Origin of the sequence: Arthrobacter sp. G.S.26 (assembly GCF_050847375.1) — a bacterium.
Lineage (GTDB): Bacteria > Actinomycetota > Actinomycetes > Actinomycetales > Micrococcaceae > Arthrobacter.
The window spans coordinates 36,651-57,062 of the sequence record NZ_CP193753.1 but is presented as its reverse complement, the minus strand read 5'-3'; the positions used below and the strand labels follow the sequence as shown (position 1 = coordinate 57,062).

Here is a 20,412-nt window from a genome sequence, read left to right as displayed (position 1 = left end):
GGTCAGGCTTGCGGGAGAGTTTTTGCCATGTGTATGAGCCACGCTTCTTTCTGTTCCACGCTGCCAGGAAACGCCGTGCGAACACCTGTGGCTTGATAACCGATTCGCATATACCACGCCCGCAGCGGAACATGATGCTCCATTACCTCAATCTCCAGTCGCGATGCCCCAAAACGAGCCCGGACAAATGCCTCGGCGTATTCCATGGTTAGTCGACCGACTCCGGCACTTTGCTGGTCGGGCTCGACCGCAAACAAGCCCAGATAGGCGGTCTCATCGCTGCGTAAAGTGACCGAGCAACAAGATTTGATTTGGCCGTCTTCTCGACCGGCGATGAGTACATATTCCGCCGACAGGACCAGCTCCCTTACTTCAGACGTACTGGTCCGGTCACCGGGTTGGAAGGATCGTTCGCCGGCCCACCCCGGAGCATCACGAGCGGGTGAATATGCTCGATTGACCATCTTTACGATCGCAGGAACGTCATCAGGTGATGCTTGGGAGAATGTCAGCACTTAACTAGCCTCGCAGACCGAGCCCCAACCCATCCACTCAACCGAAACAGAAACGCGAATCCAAATTAGATCGGAACTTTTCCTTTGATCATGGTAACTGCGGGACCTCACCCGCCGCCTCGTCTCCCGGCGCACAACTGATCGGATAGGCGTACTAGTGTGCTTGCCACTTTCGACTAATGAGGGGCCGAGCGGTTGGCGGTTACGTTCTGAGGGACGAGTTTCTCTGGTCTGGGAACCAACCTTGTGGGGCTTTTTTGGGTTCGAGGTGTTCGGGGTCTCGGTGTTTTTGCATGTCGCATTTGTAAAAGGGCCCGCGTGGGTCGAAGAGGGCGTTATGTGGTGGTCTGCGTGGTCTTTGAACCAGACACTGATTCCTGTTGCTCCGTCGAGTCTGAGGTGTTCCCAGGCCCGCCACAGCGCTTCTACGCGGGAGACTGCGTCGGGGTGGAAGTACCATTCGATGCACCATTTTGCTGCGCGGCCGTCGACGTCGCGGACGTAGGTGGGGAGCAGTTGTTCGTGGAGAAATTCTTCGGCTGAGCCCTAGACCAGTTCAGGAGGCTTTTCTTCACCTTGCTTTTCTGCAGGGGCAGGAGGCTCAGGGGGGTGCAGTGGGGGTTTCGTTGAAGAGCCCGATGTTATTGGTCATGTGGCCACTTCCTTACTTTGAGACCCAGGGGTTGGGTGCCGGCTCGCTGTGGACGGCGACCGCTGGTTCTTCGGGGCGGGGGCTGTATTTCTTGATGGATGCTTCTACGGCGTCTTTGTGGTTGCCGGTGTACCAGGGCATGGTGCGGACCAGGGTGGCGGGGGCGCCGGAGGCGAGGACGACGGCGCGGCCGCGGTCCAGTTCGGCGAGGTTGGAGACGTCGAAGATCCGTTCCTTGCTTTCCTGACGGGAGCGGGAGGAACCTGATTTCCCGGAGCTGATGGAGATGTTGGTGTAGCTGTAGTCCCCGACCAGGTCTGAGAGGGCGCGGAGGAAGCTTTCTTCGGCGACGCCGCCGCCGTAGACTTTCACGTTCGCAGCGGACCAGATTTTCCGCATGTTCGCCTCCCCCCACAGTTCGACGCCCTGGGACCAGGACTGCAGGATTGCCCATGACGATCAGGCCTTTGGAGCCGTAGTGGCTGAACTGGTCCGGCAATCCGGCCCAGCGGACGACGTTGGCCAGCTCATCCAGGGCGAACACTGCCGGTTTGGGGAGGCGGCCGCCGTTGCGTTCGGCGCGTTCCTCCATGGCTTCGGCGATGGCGACGGTCAGGGCGGTGGTCAGTGGTGCTGCGGAGCCGGCGCCTTCTTTGGAGACGATGTAGATCGTTTCCTGGGAGGCGGCGAAGGCGTGCGGGTTGAACTGCCGGCGAGTATCGGTGGCCACCATCGCACCACCGGTGGGGGCGACCCAGCGGAGTGTGTTCCGGGATTTGAGGCACTGGATCATTTTCTCGGCCGTGCCGAAGATACCGTCCCGCTGCTTATCAGCCAGCTTGAGCGTTGACTCCAGGCCCTTGTACTGGAGTTCGTAGTCGTGTTCGCGGAGGATTTCGATGGGTTCCTGGCTGACCTGCTCCGTCACCCATAGATAGACCTGGGTGATGGGCAGCTCCCCGAGCGCGGCGGCGAGGAAGTACGAGGAGAGGATGTCCTCGGCTTTCGGGTCGAAGTACGCATCTGGTTTGGAGCCGGGGACGCGGGATCCGGTGGAGAAGTGCTGGGTGAGTTTGTAGGCCTTCTCTTCGTCGGTGACGTAGGAGAGCGGGTTCCACCACCAGTGGGGTTCTTCCTGGGCGATCTTCTGCGGATCGAACACCCACACCGGCGCAACTACTTCCCGGACGCCGCGGATGCCGTCCACGACGTCGCGCTTGTTCGAGGTCGAGACCACCGCACCTGGTGCGTCCAGGATCGCCGGCATCACCCTCGAGGTGGACTTACCGGTCCGGGGTCCCCAGATGTCCAGGGACAGGTCTTCCCAGGACTGGATGAATTTCTGCCCGGTGGAGACGACCCGGCCCACGACAATGCCCGGTGTGCCGGTAACGCCGAGGCGGTCAGCGGTGGCCTGGGCACCTTTCCGAGAACGCGGTGAGGGCTTTGCCCTTCCCGAGGTAGCGGGCGGCTTTATCGACACGGGCGCGCTTGGACGCGCCTTTCCGCCAGGCCAGCAGCACCACCGGCCAGGGCGAGGATCAGCCCGGCCATGACGGCTGCGACGATGGTGGCCTGGAGGGGCCAGACCACTTTTCCTTTGATGAGGCCGGCGACCAGGTCCACTGGGTGCGCCGGCGGCGCCTCCGCACCGGCCAGCCAGGACCCCAGGTGCAGGGAAGCGTAAGTGCCGCCGCCGAACACGACGATCGCACCGACGGCCAGCCAGACGAGGATCGCGTCCCCGAGACCCATGCCTTTGCGGTTCGGTGCGCTCATGAGGTGCCTCCTTGGGTGGGTACTGCCGGCGGAAGAGGGTCGAGAACAGGTTCAGGTTTTTCGTGCCATTTGCCGTCGGTGTCGTTCACCCCGTCCGGTCCCTTTTCCAGGGTGGTCAGTCCGACCTGGACGGGGATCCCGGGGCGGCCGCCGACTTTGATGAGGAACTTTCCCCGGCCCGGGGGTTCGACGTCCACGCCGCGGGAGTCCCACGCGGGCGGGTCCTCCCAGGAGATGAGCTTCTGCTGTTCCTGCCGGGAGAGCGGTATGGCCGAGGTCAGCAGCGGCATTTCCGAGGCGGGCAGTCCGCCGCAAATGACCATGCCGGAGCGCTCAACGAAGCCGCGGGCTTTCATCCGGTCCTCCTCTGCCGGAAGGGCGAGCAGGTCCGACATGGTGTGGGAGATCATGATCTGCCCGACACCGACAGACCGGTTAAGCCGGGTCAGGGCGTCCACCCGGTCCACCATGCCTTTACCGGCCCGCAGCGCCCGCCAAAGTTCGTCCAGGACGACGAAGTAGTTCCGGCGCGGCTCCAGGCCCGCGTCGGCCAGGGCGTTGGCAACGTTGACGGTACCGAACCCGTAGGACCAGCACGCGTCGGTTGACAATTCCAGAATCGGAGAATTTGGAAGGCGGCGCGGGCGGAGCGCTGCCGAGGGATCCCCACAGTCCGTGCTGATCACACTGCATTCCGCGAGCTGCTTAGTGGACCGTTCGCTGCACCGTTCTCCGCGCTCATCGGCTTCAACACCCTCACCAACTTGGTGGCGAACACGACGGGTCAGCACGGGAGTTACGTCCTGGTCCACTTCGGTGGCATCCCGCTCGAGACCGCCGCTTTGATCGGTCATCCAGTTCTGCCCCTCTCGGTGCTCGGCTACTTGTGGTTCATGAGAATCGCCGACAAGCCCGTCCGGTTCCGGCACTTCACCCTCGGCGCCGTCTGCCAAGTGCTCTGCCGCTGACCTTGGCAGTGTTCGGAGTGAACGCGGTCACGTACGTTATCAGCATCGTGTTCACTGCCATCGGCGCAGCCTTCGCCTTCGAGGGCATCATGAAGGTCTGGCCTCAAAGTCCTTCCGGACCCTGCTGCGCACGTTCACTCAGGGCGTGATCATCTCTGTTGGAAGTTTCGTCGCCGCGCTCGTGGCCAGCGTGACTCCGCTCCTGCTCGCGGCCGGACCCAGCATTTTGGACGGCATCCTCGCTACGCGCGCTTTTGTAGGCTGCGCGTGGGCGTGGCTTGTGTTCCATACGAGGGATGCCCCTGACGCGTTCGCCGACGACGCCCAGTTGGAAGGCGACCACCAAGGTTCCGCAATACTTCAGATTGGCGTTTTTGCCTGACGCTGAATTAGCCACGGAGGGGCGGGGTGTTTTCACCCTCGTCGGCGAGGTTGTGAACCTCGGGGGTGACGCATATATCTCAGCGAAGCCCAGATACTGCCGGGCACCGTTTCCCGCGTCTCGACCGCTTAGACGAAAGCCAGGAGCAACAACAGCTCGTTGTGCCCCTGGACGCCAAGGGCACAACGAGCTGTTGTTTGTTGTTAGCTGCGGCCGCCGTCGCTCGTCAGCTGCATCTGTTTGGTCGTGGCGCCACCGAACACCTCCGCACCGCGGACGACGACGTCGCCCCCTCCGTCGAGGAAGATGAGCTGCCCGGTTACGTGAGAGTTCTCTTCGCCGGTCAGCCAAGCGAGGAGACGCGCGACGGCGACCGGCTCCGCCGGACCGTGTAGCGGCATCGGAACCCCTGCGAGGAGCGCCGCGCGGCCCTCAGGTGTCGCCAGATATGGCGCCGTCATCGGCGTCACTATGACCCCTGGACCGACCCCGTTGAGGGGGATACCGGCGCCGGCCCACTCATCGGAGATGGCGCTCGTTCGCATCCACTCCGCGATCGCCCGTTTAGTAGAGGCATAGATGAGGTGCCCACCGTCCGACTGCGCGAGTTCATCTGCCCGGGCGATCGACTTGCTCTCGTCACCAGCTCGCAGCGACGCGACGAGCTGCGGGTCGACCTCCTGCAATGTGGAGAACGAGGCGACCAATGCTGCGCGAGGATGCTCAGCCGCTGCGAGCAACGGCCGCAGCAACTCCAGTGTGGCTTGGGCGCCGAAGAAGTTGACTTTCACGGTGAGTGAGCTCACGGCCGACACTCCCGCTATGGCGAGCACAGCGTCGATTCGGCCTCCACTTGCTGAAGCGACAAGATCGGGCAAGTCCGACCGCCCATCGACTGTGGAGAGGTCGATGTTGATATCGCTCCCCGCAATGTCGACACCAATCACTCGATTGCCGCGAGCTTCGAGCAGTTCCTTGGTTGCACGACCGATCCCGGACGATGCTCCCGTAACGACATATGTTCTGACCACGTTTTTCTCCAATTTGTGTATATCAAAGCACTCGAGTCGAGTCGCCTGGAGTGCTGCGGTGAAACCTCACAAGGTCCGATTGCTACCTGAGCACCGGGATCGACTCCCTCAGCAACGAAGTCCAGGCTTGGTAGCCCGCTCCGTTCAAATGAAGATGGTCCAGCGAGTATTCTTCCGGAAGGGTGCCCTTCTCGGTCGCTAACACTGGCCACAAATCGAGATATCTGACCCCGTCGGAAAGGTCGTCGACGATGCGTTGAATTCCCGCGTTCAACGATCGCAGTTCGGGTAACAGCTTCTCGGTACGCGGCATGACACTCTGCACCCAGACCGGCGTGGCTGGAGCGCGCTTCTCAATCTCGTCGAGGATTAAGTGGATGTTGTTGAGTACGTCTGCTTCAGGCACGCCAAGAGCCAGATCGTTCGTACCTATGAGGAGGATGACTGCAACAGGTTCGTGGATAGCTGTGCTGATCCTGTCGAGTACCTGCGCACTCGTCTCACCACCGATACCCCGGTTGAGGACAGGTACGTTCGGAAACCATTCATCCCAGAGGCCGAACTCGCTGATGCTGTCGCCAAGGAAAACCACCCGGTGCGGTGACACGCCGAGCGCCTCGAATTGAAGCCTCCGGTGACGCTGCGGCTTGTCAAGGAACTTCGCCATAACCGGAGCGACCAGTCTGGTGGTCTTCAGAGCGAAACGAGAGCGGCCACCACCGTCGGTACTGTTTCCGCGCAGTGGGTCCTGGCTGCTCACCGCGTACCGGCCTCAGCAGGATTCGGTACGGCCGAGTCGCTATCTACCTGAAGTTCAACCGTCACCGCCGAGAACCCATCGACAGCCACTGTGACCTTGATCGGCCCCTCCAACCCCGTGGGCCGAACAACAGCAAGAGCTCGTCCGTCGAAGGTACTGTGCTCTCCGGAAATGAATTGCTCTTCCGTGTCAGGCCTTGCGCTGCCCAGCGCTTGCAATTCGCCTGGTCCGTCGATCGAGACACGCACGAGGGCATCGGTTGCGCTTGCCAGGTTGCCGCCTGCGTCGCGCAATTCAATTGTGAGAAAGCTGAGATCCGTATCGTCGGCTCGCAGATTGGCTCGGTCCGGTGTCACCACGACCTCCACCGGGCCGTGCGAGGAAATGAGAGAGGTACGCCCTATCTCCACGCCATCGCGGTAGGATATCGCTTGCAATTCACCCGGCTCGTACACAGCCTCGAATTCTGCGACGAAGGGAAGGTTCTTTCCGGGAGCGGTTCGACCGAGCGGTCGCCCGTTGATCGATAATTCGACTTCGTCACCGTCGCTGTAGACCTCAACAGAAACGGGGGCCCCATGAGCGACGTCCCAACTCCAGCTCGATATTGAATCGCTCCAGGCCCACATCCCTGGAATAATTTCCCGCCCGTGATTCTGCGGTCGCAGAACGGCGATGTAGGGATCGGAGGTCAATCCGAAGACTGTCTCCCTATAAAAGGAGATGGGTCGGCGTAGGCCTGTGATATCGATGTCTCCACTGCGTGCCGAGAGCCAGGGGTACGGCGCCTCGAACTCCCGCGGCGTATCCGCGTATTGGGTGGCACCGATGCCGACTTCGCCGAGGTAGTCCCAGCCGGTCCAGGTAAAGTCACCGATCACGTGCGCATTGTCCAGGACCAGACGCCAATTGTTCGCGATGCGCGGCGCGAATGTCTCGGTACCGACGATGATACGGTTCGGAAATTCTGTGCGATCGCCCTCGTAGCGCGCATCACCATAGTTCAGGCCGGCGACATCGAGTACCGAAAACGAAGATTCGGTCCGTTTGGTGACTCCGGGATCGGTAGCGATGTTCGCCATGAAATCACCTCCGTTCAGCAGGGCGTTGACACCACCGTCCTCACTAGGAGAGCTGCTTTGCGAGTTCATCGCGCTGATCACATCTGAGATCACGGACACAAACGGGTTGATGCCGTTTGTTACGTAGCGGGTGTCGTCAAGACCGCGAATGTGTTCAGCGAGTGTCCGTCCCCACTCCGCGCCCAACGCGTTGCCTGTTTCGAAGATCTCGTTGCCGATCGAGTAGAAAATCACGCTTGGGTGGTTGAAGTCTTTCGCTATCATCGATGCGATGTCGCGGGCCCACCACTCCGGGAAGGTCAGGGAGTAGTCGAAGGCGGACTTGGCGTCGGTCCAGACGTCCGAGAATTCGTCCATGACGAGCATGCCCAAGCGATCACAGGCCCGGAGCAAGGCCGGACTGATCTGGTTGTGGGCGCTCCGGATGGCGTTGAAACCGGCCTCTTTCAAGAGTTGGATCCGACGCTCCTCGGCACGGTCAATGGCAGCGGCGCCGAGTGGGCCGTTGTCGTGGTGGATGCACGCCCCCCGGAGCTTGATCACCTCACCGTTAATCCTGAGTCCGTGCGTCGGGTCAAGCCGCAGCGATCGTATTCCGACTGGGACGACAGTACTCCCCAGCTCGCCTGTATCACCGGTGAGGGTCGTTCGGGCGGTATAGAGCTCGGGGTGGTCAACGCCCCAGAGAGCGGGCTCTGTCACGTAGAGACGTTGGCGCACGACGCCGGCTGATCCCGCCCTTAGTGTCAGGGGGGCCGAATCGAGGGCCACGATGTCGCCCCGCGCGTCGATCAGTTCGGTCAGCACGCGTACTGTCTCGGTCAGGGTGCTCTCATTGATGACAGGTGTGACGACAGCGACGACTGCACGTTCCTCGTCGATGTCTGGTGTGCTGATTCGCGGGCCGGCATGGTCGACGTGCACCAGTTCGCTTACGATGAGGTTGACATTACGGTGGATGCCGGCGCCCGTGTACCAGCGGGAATCATCATGCGCCCGAACATCGACTCGGATGGTGTTAGATCCGCCGTAGTTCAAGTAGGCATCCAACGGCACGTGAAACGTCGTGTATCCGTTCGGCTGCTGAGCTGCGAAAGTGCCATTGACGAACACCATCGCGTCTCGATAGACACCTTCGAACTCAATCGTGACCCGCTTGTCCCGCCACGCTGACGGCGCATCAAAGGTCTTGAGGTACTCGAATGCGCCACCGGGGAAGTACCCCGTGCGCCCATCTGCTTTATCCGCTGACCGCTCAAGCCCGATCACGACGTCATGCGGCAGGGTGACAGGCGTCTCCTGTTGTCCATCTGGTCTCAACTGCGCGAACGGGCTTACCTTGGGTCGTACTCGCCACTCGCGGTTGAATAAGCTCACTGTCATTTTCGTTCCTTCTATGCTGCCGAGGCGAATCGCACTCGCCCGGCTAATGGACATAACGCATGCCGTTGAGCGGCACGACATCTATGGGTAGGGTTCTACGACGACGACGACGACAATCGATCGATCAGCCAGATGGCCGCACGCGCTTCGAGCGCACGCACGGGTTCAGCGTTCGAGGCGAAGTCGTCAAAGCCATGCGGGGCCCCCGAGATGATGTCCAGGGTGACCTCGACTCCGGCGGCCTCAAGGCGACGCGCATAATCCATATCCTCTGCCGAAAACAGGTCGATGTCGGTAGTCATGATGAAGGCCGGCGGTAGGCCTGAAAGATCGGTCCTACGCGCTGGTACCGCGTAGTCAGTGATCGATGTAATGCTCCCGCCGGTTCCCAAATAGCTCGACCATGCCATTCGATTGAATCGGTTGTTCCAAACGAAATGGTCGATGTCATCGAGTTCGGTATTCTCTGCGGTGCGGTCATCGAGCATCGGTACCCACAACCATTGCGCTGCCACCGACTCTCCTTCGTCGACGAGACGTTGCACTAATGCGGCCGCGAGACCGCCGCCGGCGCTCTGTCCGCCCACAGCGATGGCCTGCTCGGAGATCCCCAGGTCCACCGCGTGTGAGAGCATCCAGGTCCACACGCAACGGGCATCGTCGAGAGCTGCGGGAAAGGGGTTCTGTGGCGCCAGACGGTAACCCACTGACACCACGACGGCTCCGGTAGCCGTCGCTATCCGATGGCAGCGCGGAGCGTCCCATTTCGGGGCGCCACCAAACAATCCGCCGCCGTGCAACCAGAGCAGGGCTCCCTGCGTACGCTCGCGTGGTGTGTATATCGTCACCGTCGCGGTGTCGAGTCGTTCCTGCCGAACGGACACCGCCGGCGTGTCGTCCTCTATCCAGGATGGACCGAACGTTGCATCGTTCGACATCGCCGACACCATCTCGACAATCGCGGGGTCGGTCAAATCAGCGATGGGCTGGGCGGCCAAGCCCGCCCGAAAGCATGGGGCGACGCGGTTTATGTCCAATTCCTACTCCAGGTGTCCTCTAGCGGCCGTTCATTGCGGCGGCCCGCTTGAGATTCAGTGGCAGAATTGCAACGGCACCGAGCACCGCGGCAATGCCACCGACTATGTACACCGAGGCGTAGTCGCCGACCGCCATCGCGACGACCGCGCCGGCCGCAAATGGCGCAAGCGCCTGCGGAATCCCATTACTCAACCCGACAAGGCCTAGGTAGCGCGCGTTCTGGCCTTCGGCGTGGGGGATCACATCGAGTGCCGTGGCCTGATCGACCGCGCCATACGCGCCAACTGCAAACGTCGTCAGGACTCCCGAAACGATGAACATCGTCGTTGACGTCGCTGACGCGGTCAGGAAGAGGCTGCCGGCGAGGACGAGGGCGGTCCCGACAAGGAATGGCTTACGGACTTTCAGCTTGTCCGAGGCCCAACCACAAACAAGCGCACCGAAGATCGCTGCTCCCACCCCGATGAGGCCGCTGAGACTGATCAGCGCGGCACTGCCAGCCGCGTCCAATCCGAACCGCGCGATGAGGAAGTACACGGTGTAGACGCTGAGGAACCCAACGGCGGTAAACAGCAGGGCCCGGCTAGTGACGACCCATCCGAGGTCTGGAAGTTGACGAGGGTCGAAGTAGAAGCCCCGCGCGAAGGTCCGGAGATCTAGACGGTCTGGTTTCACTTGCAGCATATCGTCACGCATCACCAAGACGAAGATCCCTGTAGCCGCGAACGCGATGGTCGCGGGAACGAGGAACATTGCAATTGGAGAGGCGCTGAAGGTTCCCGCAAGCGTAATTCCGATGATCGGCGCGACCTGCGTCACGGCGCCTGTAATACCCGAGACCCGCCCGCGTTGTCCGGGTGCCAGTCGATCACCCATGTGAGCGAGAATCATGCCCGCACAAAGCGCGTAGCCAACGAAACCAATTGTCCAAACGGCAATGAGGATTGGCACGGTTGGCGCGAAGGCCGCTGCGGCTGAGCCGACAAGGGCGAGTACCGCACCCAAAGCGAGCCATGGCCGGCGTCGACCGAAACGAGATCGAGTGCGGTCGCTGAGAACGTTCGCGATCGGGCTAGTGAGCAAGCTGAAAACCGATGGAACACCGATGGCAATTGCAAGGGCCGCGTTCTGGCCCGTGGGATCGAGCTGTGAAACGCGGACCGCTAATGAGAAGGCCTGGGGGGTCACGAACGCCGTATACACGCCAGCGAATGCAAGGACGAGGAGCGCGATGCCTCCCCGACCCATTCCTTTCATCGGTGCGCTGTCCATAAATTCAGGAACGGCTACGCCGGTGGCCCCCGCCGATGCCGGAGACGATGTGGGAGTGACAACGCTCGTGAGTGGTTCAATGATGTCGTTCGCCGATGCGGCGCGAAGTGAATCATCCAATGTGCAGTGCTCCAGACTTCGTCGTCTCCTCACTAACTCGTGTTAGTGCACCAAAACTATGCCCGAGACTGCCTGCTGTCAAGGTTGAACGACATGAGTCGCGTGCGCCTACGATGACATAATGAGCAAGTCCAAATCGACCGAATCCCGCCGTACGACCAGCGGGGACGTAGCGCGTCGTGCGAACGTGTCGCGGACGACGGTGAGCTTCGTGCTCAACGGGGTCACCGATCAGAAGATCTCGGATGCCACACGCGAAGCTGTTCTTAAGGCCGTAAGGGATCTTGGATACCGCCCCAACCGCGCCGCTCGTGCACTGGTTTCCGGAACCAGCAACACCGTCATTGCTGTGATCCCGACGTCACAACTGGGCGAGGGCGCATTGATGCTGCTCGGCGCCTTGACCACCGAGCTCGGCCAGCGCGGGTTCTCCCTGGTCGTGTGGTTCGAGTCCGACGACCACGACGCCCTAGGAACTCTCGTGCGTGATCTCCGCCCAGCTGGGGTCTTCCCACTGTACGGATCATTGCCCGCTTGGGTCGATGGGCGGTACCTCTACGACAGTCCAAGCCTGGAGTCTCTCCACCTGCCACCGAATCACCTGGACGCCGGGACCTATGCACAGGTCGGCTACCTGTACGAGAGAGGACATCAGCGCGTTGGCTACGTAGGAGTAAGCGAGCCCGTGATGACGGTTTCAGACCTGCACCGACACGATACGGTCGTCGTGGCGAGTGCCGACCTTGGCATGGCCGCCCCCGTTGGTGTCCGCATCGATGCGGAGGGCGCCGCGGCTGCGTCAGCTCTACAGAGACTTCGCACTGAGGGAGTGACAGCGCTGTGTTGCTACAACGATCGGATCGCTTTTATGATGATTCACGCCATGCGGCAGGCCGGACTCCGTTGCCCCGATGACCTTGCCGTAATCGGATACGACGCCATCCCCTTGTCAGCCTGGTCGGCACCGCCGCTTACGAGTGTTGCGTGGGATCCCGTCGAAACCGCGGCTGCATTTGCTGACTTACTCCTCGACTCCCTCCAACTCCCGTCACCGCCGCGCACCCGACCGCAAGAGCCCCCGCGCGTGGAAATCGTTGAACGAGAGTCAGCCTGAATTGAAAGAAATTCAGCACTGCAGTCGGTCCTAGGCCGCGAGGGCCGCTCCATAGGAATCGCGGAGCGCAGTTGAGGCGCTGTTCAAGTGGTCCAGTGACGCCACGCCCGCTCGCCGACTATCCTCCCCCCGGACTTCCCTGGGCCAGAACCATCACAGAAAACCTTTCCGATCTGTATCATGCGAATAGCAAGACGCCCTAAGGGGCAAGGATGGGTTATTTCATCTATGTCTACTCTTGTTGTTCGAGAGACGATCGCAAACCTGTGTTGACGTGCTTTAGCGGGCAAAACCCATGCTCGCTAACCACGTTGCCGGAACTCTGATCCCTTCAAACCTAGGATAGCTCTAGGTTATCCAAGGTTTGAAGTAGGTGCCGCTGGGTAGCTCCCCAGCAGCAGTAGCAGTAAATAACTTATGAGAGTTGTCCCCGGCTGTGGGCGGCGCCAGCGACGTCCTCATGTTGGAGTGGAGGATTACTTCCCCCGGTTAGGCTCAGGTGTTCCCTAACCCGGGGAGGCGCAAGAGTGCGATCTGGTCCTGTCACGGTTGGACAGGGGAGGCCACTTGGGCGTTTGCTGCCAGCGGTCTGGATTCGTCGGCGTACGGGTGCTCATGCACTGGCTTCCGGAGCCAGCAGCACCTTGATTGCGATGATCTCGAAGTCACAACTGGACGGCGGCGCACTGATGCTGCCAAGCATCTTGATCACCGAGCCTCACCTGGTTCTGGGTAGTTTAAATCGTCCCGTCCGTATGTAATCCTGGGCGTGCAGGTTGACGTGAACCAGCCCCGCGCCTGTAGATTCAGCGTTTTCTCGTATGTGCTAGCGGACTGCCACGCGACTCACCCGCTTTTATACCCTTTCGCGCTCTGATTTTGAGGAAAGAAACCGTGCATAGAAATTCTGATCCTAACTTCTGCTCAAAAGGCCTGACGATTTCGAACGACCTGATCGAGGGCAGGCACGGTCCCATTCCGGTTCGTAGGTATGTGGCGGGCGCGGCGCTCAGCCAGGACAAGGATCTCCTAATCTGGTTGCATGGTGGCGGGTTTAGCTCGGGAGGACTGGACGAAGTAGAGTCCCATGCCGTGGCATGTACGCTGGCGAACGAAGGCTTGTCTGTAGTCGCCGTTGACTACCGGCTTGCCCCTCCTTTTAGCTGGGCAGAGGAGCCAACACCGGGAATACTGCCCGGAATTAGGTTTCCAGTGCCGCTGGACGACATCATCGACGTCACCAACGCTATACGCAAGGAGACGCCGAACCGTCGTCTCCTTCTCGGAGGGGCAAGCGCTGGCGCCTGCCTTGCTGCCGCTGCGACCCTTCGCTTACGGGACGAGAAAAAGGAAGGGCCGGACCGGCTGATCCTGGCCTACGGCACCTTCCACGCCGCCCTGCCAGCACTACCACCGGAAGTTCAATCCCGGGTTGGGGGGCGCCATGCCCCCCAGTTTGACCCAGCAACAGTGGAACGAATGAACCGGAATTACGCCGGATCCCCTGCAGCCATGTCCGACTTCCATGCCTTTCCGGGAGGAGCCGACCTCTGGGGATTTCCCCCGACCCTTATGCTGGATGCCGACCACGACACACTCAGGGCATCTGGACAAACATTGCGTGATGAGCTAAAAAATGCCGGCACAGTACTCGATTACCACGTCGTCGCAGACTCGCGTCACGGATTCCTCGGCAAACAAGAAACGCCAACGTTCGCAGAAGGCATCAGACGCATCCATGCCTGGCTCGCCCACTCATGGAGTGACGATCCGGGAAACTTGGCATCCTCCAAAGACAAATAGCCGCAGTAACGTCTATAACCCGCAGCCGCTCCCCGCCACTTTTTTACGCCATTAATGGATCACTAGGCAGTTAGGAATGGCCGAGAAACGGTGTGGGCGCCCTGCCGGTTTTCATTATTGAGTGGCTCTTTCGAAGCGGCCGTTCGATGAGGTGCTATTTCGTTGGGACTCTTGACCATACGCCTCGGTTGACCATCGGACTCAACCTGACACTCTGAGGCTTGGCTTCCGTCGTGTTGGTCAACTAATCGGTATGTCCGGATCTGCGCGCTGGCACGGTTTGATCTCCGGACTAAACGAATTCCGGCGGGGGGGGGGGGGGGGGGCTTCTCTGCCCCTTGCAGCGATGTTTCCCTGCCTGCGTTCCAAGGACGCCTTGAGCCGGGAGTTCCGCTTCCATCAGGTCTTCTGCCCCTCCGCGAAGGCAAGGGCGATGAGTTCCGGAAAATTTGTGGGCAATCGGTTGTCAGGTGAGTTCAACGATGGTTCACTGGATTCAGCATGAAATTAGACGTGCATCACTATTTTGAGCGTGCCGATCTGGCCGCCCATAGCTCGAATACGACTCATCCTGGACCAAAGGAGTTCTTATGGACACCCGTATGACCCGATCACGATTCCGCTCCGGAATCGCAACTGCGCTTACCGCGGCCGTTCTTTTCACATCGACCGCGTGCGGTGGCACAGAGCAGGAAGGAGCGGGGACTGCCCCTAGCGGCGCCTCCTCCAACGCCACGCTCGCTTTGGCCATGACCGCAGCGCCGGCGTCACTCGATCCCGCCCAGCTCCAGGAGGGCGAGCAGACCTACGTCTGGGGATCCGTTTTCGACACTCTTCTTTATTTCGACAATGACGCAAAGCTGCAGCCCAACGCTGCGGAGAGCTGGAAGTTCTCGGATGACGGCCTCACCTTGTCCCTTACTCTGCGCGAGGGCATGACCTTTAGCAACGGTGATGCAGTTACGGCCAAGGACGTTGCCGGTACCCTGGAACGGACCAGGACTACCCCGGGCCAACAGCAGGGCAAGCTGGCGGTTGTGGCCTCGATCGAAGCCCCCGACGACAGGACGGTCGTTCTCAAGCTGAAGCAGTCTGAACCTGCGCTGCTCACGAACCTGGCCCTGGCTGCTGGAGTCATCGGCGACCCGGCTACCCTTAATGACAAAACGACTGCCTTGGACCCAAAAACGTCAGGCCCTTACACGCTGGACAAGGCAGCAACGGTCGCAGGAACAACATACGTCCTCAACCGCAGGGATGATTACTGGAACGCGAAAGCCTACCCCTTCAAGAAAGTGACTGTTCGCGTCATTCAGGACCGCACAGCGATTTTCAATGCTCTGCAAGCGGGTGAAGTGGACGCGGGTACCGTGGACGCTACCCAGGTTCAGCAGATGGAAGCCGCCGGGTTCAAGATGAATAAGGTCGAAGCCCAAGCGCTGGCGAATCTGGTGCTGGCTGACCGGGACGGCACGCTCTTGAAACCACTTGCCGACGAACGTGTCCGCAAAGCGATCAACATGGCTTTTGACCGTGAGAAGCTGGTTCAGCTGGCAATGCGTGGCTCCGGCAAGGCAACCGTGCAGGTTTTCGGCCCGAGGGGCCCAGCCTATGACGCGGCTTTGGAAGCATCGTACAAGTTTGATCCGGCCGGGGCCAAGAAACTTCTGGCAGACGCAGGATATGCCAACGGTTTTGACGTGACCATGCCGGCGACAGTACTTTCCAAGTCCTTCGAGCCCCTGATCACCCAGGCGTTAGGCGACATCGGCATCAGGGTGAACTGGGAACCAGTTCCGCCTCAGAACGCTGCGGCAGCGGTGTCCTCTAAGAAGTTTCCAATGTTTTTCTTCATGGATGGAATTGCAGGGCTGACCCATCGGGAACTGGACAACAACTTCTCGGCAAACGGGTTCCTTAACCCCTTCGGTTCGAAGTACCCCGAACTGACTGACCTCATTACAGAAGTGCGCGCTGAGACTGACGAAGCCAAGGCCGCAGAGCTTTACAAGAAGATCAATGCCTTTGCCGTCGAACACGCTTTGGACGCGCCCCTCTTCTACATCGGGTCAACCTGGGCTACGAAAAGCGGCATCGAGTACCTCGGTAATGGTAAGACCCACGTCCGGGCATTCACCACCACGAAGTGAAAAAGGTGGGTCCCCGGGCGTGCCTGCCCGGGGACCCACGTCCGAGACACACTCCTTTAAGGACATGAATGATTCTCTATATTCTGCGGCGGCTAGGCGCAGGCATTGTGCTCACGTTACTGGTGACGCTGATTAATTTCTGGCTTCTTAGCTTTTCCTTCGAAGCCGTCGTCCGCTCGCGGCTTGGCAGCGCCGCGACGCCTGAGTCCGTCACGACGATGACGGCGGCTATGGGCTTCGATCGTCCGCTCCTGGTCCAGTACCTGGACTGGCTCGGTGGCGTCTTCCGGGGCGACTTCGGCACTTCGGTGTTCACGAGCGAACCGGTAGGCCCAGCAGTGGCGTCACGACTGGCGGTCACACTGTCAGTGGTCCTCGTCGCTTTGGCCATCACGGTCGTCATCAGTGTTGCTTTGGGCGTTCTCTCTGCGGCTCGTGGAGGCGTGGCGGATCGGCTGGCGCAGGCAGCGTCGCTTTTCGGCTATGTGTTTCCTGGCTTGTTGATCGCGATAGTCCTGGTTGTGGTTTTCGCCATCAATCTTCACCTTCTACCAGCGACTGGCTATACCCCGTTCAACGTGAACCCCTCACGGTGGGCGGCAAGCATCACCATTCCCGTCATTGTCCTGGTCATCGGAGGGGCGGCTAACATCACTGCCCAAGTCCGCGGCACCATGATTGACGAACTGCGCAAGGACTACGTCCGCACACTGCGCACCCGCGGCATTTCGACACGCTCCATTGTGCTGAAACACGCGCTGCGGAATGCTGCCGGGCCGGCACTTACCGTGCTTTCCTTCGAATTCATCACCATGCTCGGTGGAGCCCTCATCATTGAAAAGGTCTTTGCACTCCCCGGGTATGGCACCTTCGCCTTCAATTCCGCTTTGGAAGGCGATATCACGGTCATCATGGGTCTCACGGTGTTCGGCGTCCTGCTTGTGGTCTGCATCAACCTCGTAGTCGACCTCGTTAACGGCTGGCTCAACCCGAAAGCGAGAATTTCATGAGCGTGGAAGAACTCATCGTCGCCCCGGCCCAGAAGGCAGCGCCTCGAAAGTCGGCGTGGCGGAAGCTGTTGAAGGATCCCCAGGCAGTTGTCACTGCATCATTGTTGCTGGTCATTGCCCTGCTCGGGATATTGACCCCTCTTTTGACCCAGCTTGGACCCAACGAGGTATCACTGGACGCCATCAACGCCCCAGCGGGGACGGCGGGATATCCTCTTGGCGGTGACCAGAACGGGCAGGACATTTTCACCCGCCTGCTCCACTCCATCAACACCAGCATGGTTTCCGGGTTGATCGGCACCAGCGTCGCCTTGGTTATAGGCGTTCCATTCGGCCTCATCGGTGGATACTGCGGAAGAAAAGTCCAAGGAGTCACTGAGTGGCTTTTCAGCCTCATCATGACCTTTCCCGGCATTCTCATGCTGATCCTCCTCATGCCAGTGACCAAGGGCGACTATCGCTTCACCATGCTCATCTTCGGAGTCATGCTCTCTCCTCAGATCTACCGCATTGTCAGGAACCAGGTTCTTGGGGTCAAGAACGAACTGTTCGTGGATGCAGCGAAGGTTTCAGGGCTCCCTGATCTGCGGATTCTGGCCCGTCACGTCCTCTTCGTAGTCCGTGGACCCATCATCATCGCGGCCGCTTTTCTCTTCGGTTCAGCGATCGGTATCCAATCAGGATTGGCATTCCTGGGCGTTGGATCCAACACCATTCCCAGCTTCGGGTCGATGATCGGAGACGGATTCCTCAATCTCTACACAGCACCAGGACAGTTTCTCTGGCCAAGTATGCTCCTCGGCCTGATCACCGCGTCGTTGGTCCTGTTTGGGAACGCACTCCGGGACGCCTTCGAAGGCGTAAGGCCAAAACCGGTGAAACGCTCAATCGTCCAAAAGCAGGCGGCCCAAGCCGGCGCACGAAAATCCGCCGGCCCAGATTCGCTGCTCAGGATCGAGAACCTTGCCATCGCATACCGTACCCCGTCGGGGGAGCTGAAGGAGGTTGTCAGTGGAGTAAACCTGAGCCTCGGCGGCGGCCAGACCCTTGGCCTGGTCGGTGAGTCCGGATCGGGTAAGACGCAAACAGCATTTGCAATCCTCGGCGTCCTGCCCCCCGAAGCAGTCATCACCCGCGGCTCCATCACCCTGGATGGCAAGGAACTGTTGGGACTCAGCGAGAGGGAGCTTCGGGCCATCCGCGGGCGCTCCATCGCTTATATTCCGCAGGAACCCATGTCCAACCTCGACCCCTCCTTCTCTGTCGGGGACCAGCTGGTGGAAGGAATTCGGGCTTCTGCCAACATGACAGCCAAAGAGGCGAAAGAACGGGTGCTGGCCCTACTGAAACGTGTCGGAATTCAGGATCCGCAGAGGACCTACAATTCCTATCCGCACCAAATTTCTGGAGGCATGGCTCAGCGGGTCCTGATCGCTGGCGCGGTTGCAAGCCGGCCCAAGCTGCTGATCGCCGACGAACCCACCACAGCCCTCGACGTCACCGTTCAGGCGGAAATCCTCGACCTGCTGCGTGACCTGCAGGCCGAACTGAACATGGCTGTGCTACTCGTGACGCACAATTTCGGCGTCGTCGCGGATATCTGCGACCGCATCGCCGTCATGCAGAACGGAAAGATCGTGGAAACGGGACAGACTCTGGACATTTTTAGGAACCCCCAACACCCGTACACCGCGATGTTGTTGAACTCAATCCTTGACGAGACCACCGTGCGTACGGACGCCCCCATGGCCGCCCGCGACACGGTACGAAAGTAGTTGATGATGAGCACCCTGCTCAACATAGACGGACTGCGGGTCAGCTACCCGGGGCGCGGTTTCCGCGCCAAGCCGCACGAGGTCCTGCACGGAGTGTCCCTGACCATCGCCGAGGGAGAAACTCTGGGCGTGGTCGGCGAGTCCGGCTCGGGTAAGACGACAATTGGCCGGGCGGTCCTCGGCTTGGTTAAACCCAGCGGTGGAAGGGTCTCATTCCGGGATAAGGACATCACTCATGTCAGCCCGAAGCAGCGACGGGAGCTGGCCAAGGATATCCAGGTGGTTTTTCAGGACCCCTACACCTCCCTTAACCCTTCCATGACCATTGGGGACATCCTCAGTGAGCCGCTCGTCGTGCAGGGACAGTCCGATAAGGAGGCCCGCGCCCGGGTCGGAATGCTCCTGGACGAGGTCGGACTCCCGGCCGACGCCATCGAGCGGCTTCCCCGGGAGTTCAGTGGCGGTCAGCGCCAACGTGTGGCGATCGCCCGCGCTCTGGCACCAAAACCGAAACTGATCGTGTGCGACGAACCGGTGTCTGCCCTTGACCTTTCCACACAGGCACGCGTGCTCGACCTGTTGGTAGATATTCAGCGGCAAACAGGAGTGGCATACCTTTTCGTGTCCCATGACCTCGCCGTGGTCCGGCACGTCAGCCACCGGGTGAGTGTCGTATACAAGGGTGACATCGTAGAGACAGGATCAGCTGAGCAGGTGACCTCAGAGCCGGAGCACCCCTATACTCAGCGGCTCCTGCTGGCCGCGCCGGTTGCGGATCCGCTGGAACAGGAAAAACGGCGCGCAGAACGGCACCGGCTGCGGGAACGGCACCGTGAGCAGGATCTGCAGGCGGGGGCTGTACGCGCTTAGGACTGATCGGCCGGCCACCTCCTCCGGGTGGCCGGCCGCTCAGTTAATCCTATTGACGAAGGAGCGGAGAAACAGGTTTATGTGCCTCTCGAGACGCGCTGTATCCCTCTCGTACAGCCATTGAATTTGGAGGCCATCTTTCAACGCGACGAACATCGCTGCCAGCGCCTCTGGCTCCATGTCGGTTTTCAGTTCCCCATCTCGTGCCAGTGCGCTGAAAGCCTCTGTGAAGAACGTGACCAGGTTCTTGTATCGGCCCCGATAGCTTTCATGGGCAGGGTGGTCAGGGGACGTCGCCTCGGCGGCCAGCGTGCTGTGCAACTCGATTAAACCCGGGTCAAGTTCGCTTGTCACGAGCGTCTGCAGCAGCGATTTGATCTCACCGATATCCTCGGGAACCATCAGGACTCCCAAACCGCGGCTCAGGAAAAACCGCTTCCTTCGCTCGTCCACCAAACCCAGCACACCGAAAAGCAGCTCGTCTTTGCTGGCAAAGTGATGAAGGAGCCCCGTGTTGCTGATGCCCACGCGCTGGGCCACGTCTTTCATCGTCATGTTATGGAATCCCGTTTCCCCGAACATATCGAGGCACGTTTCCAAAATCTTCAACCGAAGGGCCGCCGTCTTGGCGTAAGGTCCGCGCTGCTTGGTCACGACGGGGGGCATTGCAGAATCCTAACGTTGACGTGCATCTACAGACCAAATTAG

15 protein-coding genes and 2 pseudogenes are annotated in these 20,412 nt (G+C 60.3%); 7 read left to right on the top strand and 10 right to left on the bottom strand.

The features are described from left to right. Nucleotides 1-2 precede the first annotated feature (2 nt). From ACRB8A_RS19415 to ACRB8A_RS19400, 4 genes and pseudogenes are all read right to left on the bottom strand, one after another. Nucleotides 3-515, bottom strand: a complete 513-nt coding sequence (locus ACRB8A_RS19415) for a GNAT family N-acetyltransferase (protein ID WP_432246189.1) — start codon at nt 513-515, stop codon at nt 3-5. Next, nucleotides 516-1,031, bottom strand: a complete 516-nt coding sequence (locus tag ACRB8A_RS19410) for a DUF4913 domain-containing protein (RefSeq protein ID WP_432246217.1) — start codon at nt 1,029-1,031, stop codon at nt 516-518. 148 nt (nt 1,032-1,179) lie between these two features. Further along, nucleotides 1,180-2,946: pseudogene (locus ACRB8A_RS19405) on the bottom strand (type IV secretory system conjugative DNA transfer family protein). Next, nucleotides 2,943-3,545 (bottom strand): annotated as a pseudogene (locus ACRB8A_RS19400) (ATP/GTP-binding protein); the annotation flags it as partial. The pseudogenes ACRB8A_RS19405 and ACRB8A_RS19400, both read right to left, overlap by 4 nt. A 514-nt stretch (nt 3,546-4,059) precedes the next feature. Between ACRB8A_RS19400 and ACRB8A_RS19395 the strand changes: the two are divergent. Then, a complete protein-coding gene (locus tag ACRB8A_RS19395) occupies nt 4,060-4,296 on the top strand; it encodes a hypothetical protein (protein WP_432246188.1) in 237 nt (78 codons plus the stop codon). Between the two features lie 203 nt (nt 4,297-4,499). Here the strand turns inward: ACRB8A_RS19395 and ACRB8A_RS19390 are convergent, their stop codons facing one another. From ACRB8A_RS19390 to ACRB8A_RS19370, 5 genes are all read right to left on the bottom strand, one after another. After that, a complete protein-coding gene (locus tag ACRB8A_RS19390) occupies nt 4,500-5,339 on the bottom strand; it encodes an SDR family oxidoreductase (protein WP_432246187.1) in 840 nt (279 codons plus the stop codon). Nucleotides 5,340-5,409: 70 nt separating this feature from the next. Continuing rightward, a complete protein-coding gene (locus ACRB8A_RS19385) occupies nt 5,410-6,087 on the bottom strand; it encodes a GDSL-type esterase/lipase family protein (protein ID WP_432246186.1) in 678 nt (225 codons plus the stop codon). Then, a complete protein-coding gene (locus tag ACRB8A_RS19380) occupies nt 6,084-8,552 on the bottom strand; it encodes a glycoside hydrolase family 2 TIM barrel-domain containing protein (RefSeq protein WP_432246185.1) in 2,469 nt (822 codons plus the stop codon). The genes ACRB8A_RS19385 and ACRB8A_RS19380 overlap by 4 nt, the downstream gene beginning before the upstream one ends. 95 nt (nt 8,553-8,647) lie before the next feature. Beyond that, entirely contained in the window at nt 8,648-9,550 is a 903-nt protein-coding gene (locus ACRB8A_RS19375; protein ID WP_432246184.1) for an alpha/beta hydrolase fold domain-containing protein, read from the bottom strand. A 58-nt stretch (nt 9,551-9,608) separates the two neighbouring features. Beyond that, entirely contained in the window at nt 9,609-10,982 is a 1,374-nt protein-coding gene (locus ACRB8A_RS19370; protein ID WP_432246183.1) for an MFS transporter, read from the bottom strand. 121 nt (nt 10,983-11,103) lie between these two features. On the opposite strand from ACRB8A_RS19370, the gene ACRB8A_RS19365 reads away from it, so the two are divergent. From ACRB8A_RS19365 to ACRB8A_RS19340, 6 genes are all read left to right on the top strand, one after another. Beyond that, a complete protein-coding gene (locus ACRB8A_RS19365; protein ID WP_432246182.1) occupies nt 11,104-12,096 on the top strand; it encodes a LacI family DNA-binding transcriptional regulator in 993 nt (330 codons plus the stop codon). Nucleotides 12,097-12,990: 894 nt separating this feature from the next. Next, nucleotides 12,991-13,899, top strand: a complete 909-nt coding sequence (locus ACRB8A_RS19360) for an alpha/beta hydrolase (RefSeq protein WP_432246216.1) — start codon at nt 12,991-12,993, stop codon at nt 13,897-13,899. 590 nt (nt 13,900-14,489) lie between these two features. After that, a complete protein-coding gene (locus tag ACRB8A_RS19355; RefSeq protein ID WP_432246181.1) occupies nt 14,490-16,049 on the top strand; it encodes an ABC transporter substrate-binding protein in 1,560 nt (519 codons plus the stop codon). A 68-nt stretch (nt 16,050-16,117) separates the two neighbouring features. After that, nucleotides 16,118-17,059: an ABC transporter permease gene (locus ACRB8A_RS19350; protein WP_432246180.1), complete on the top strand. Its 942-nt coding sequence runs from the start codon at nt 16,118-16,120 to the stop codon at nt 17,057-17,059. Next, nucleotides 17,056-18,834 (top strand): dipeptide/oligopeptide/nickel ABC transporter permease/ATP-binding protein, encoded by a 1,779-nt coding sequence (locus ACRB8A_RS19345; protein ID WP_432246179.1) that lies wholly within the window; start codon nt 17,056-17,058, stop codon nt 18,832-18,834. The genes ACRB8A_RS19350 and ACRB8A_RS19345 overlap by 4 nt, the downstream gene beginning before the upstream one ends. Nucleotides 18,835-18,837: 3 nt before the next feature. Then, nucleotides 18,838-19,704, top strand: a complete 867-nt coding sequence (locus tag ACRB8A_RS19340; protein ID WP_432246178.1) for an ATP-binding cassette domain-containing protein — start codon at nt 18,838-18,840, stop codon at nt 19,702-19,704. A gap of 39 nt (nt 19,705-19,743) precedes the next feature. Here the strand turns inward: ACRB8A_RS19340 and ACRB8A_RS19335 are convergent, their stop codons facing one another. Beyond that, nucleotides 19,744-20,370: a TetR/AcrR family transcriptional regulator gene (locus ACRB8A_RS19335; RefSeq protein ID WP_432246177.1), complete on the bottom strand. Its 627-nt coding sequence runs from the start codon at nt 20,368-20,370 to the stop codon at nt 19,744-19,746. Nucleotides 20,371-20,412: the final 42 nt, after the last annotated feature.

Excerpts from the sequence above, each read along its gene's own strand:
- ACRB8A_RS19350 (WP_432246180.1), top strand. The coding sequence starts at position 16,118 with ATGATTCTCTATATTCTGCGGCGGCTAGGCGCAGGCATTGTGCTCACG.
- ACRB8A_RS19335 (WP_432246177.1), bottom strand. The coding sequence starts at position 20,370 with ATGCCCCCCGTCGTGACCAAGCAGCGCGGACCTTACGCCAAGACGGCG.
- ACRB8A_RS19345 (WP_432246179.1), top strand. The coding sequence starts at position 17,056 with ATGAGCGTGGAAGAACTCATCGTCGCCCCGGCCCAGAAGGCAGCGCCT.
- ACRB8A_RS19355 (WP_432246181.1), top strand. The coding sequence starts at position 14,490 with ATGGACACCCGTATGACCCGATCACGATTCCGCTCCGGAATCGCAACT.
- ACRB8A_RS19365 (WP_432246182.1), top strand. The coding sequence starts at position 11,104 with ATGAGCAAGTCCAAATCGACCGAATCCCGCCGTACGACCAGCGGGGAC.
- ACRB8A_RS19380 (WP_432246185.1), bottom strand. The coding sequence starts at position 8,552 with ATGACAGTGAGCTTATTCAACCGCGAGTGGCGAGTACGACCCAAGGTA.
- ACRB8A_RS19340 (WP_432246178.1), top strand. The coding sequence starts at position 18,838 with ATGATGAGCACCCTGCTCAACATAGACGGACTGCGGGTCAGCTACCCG.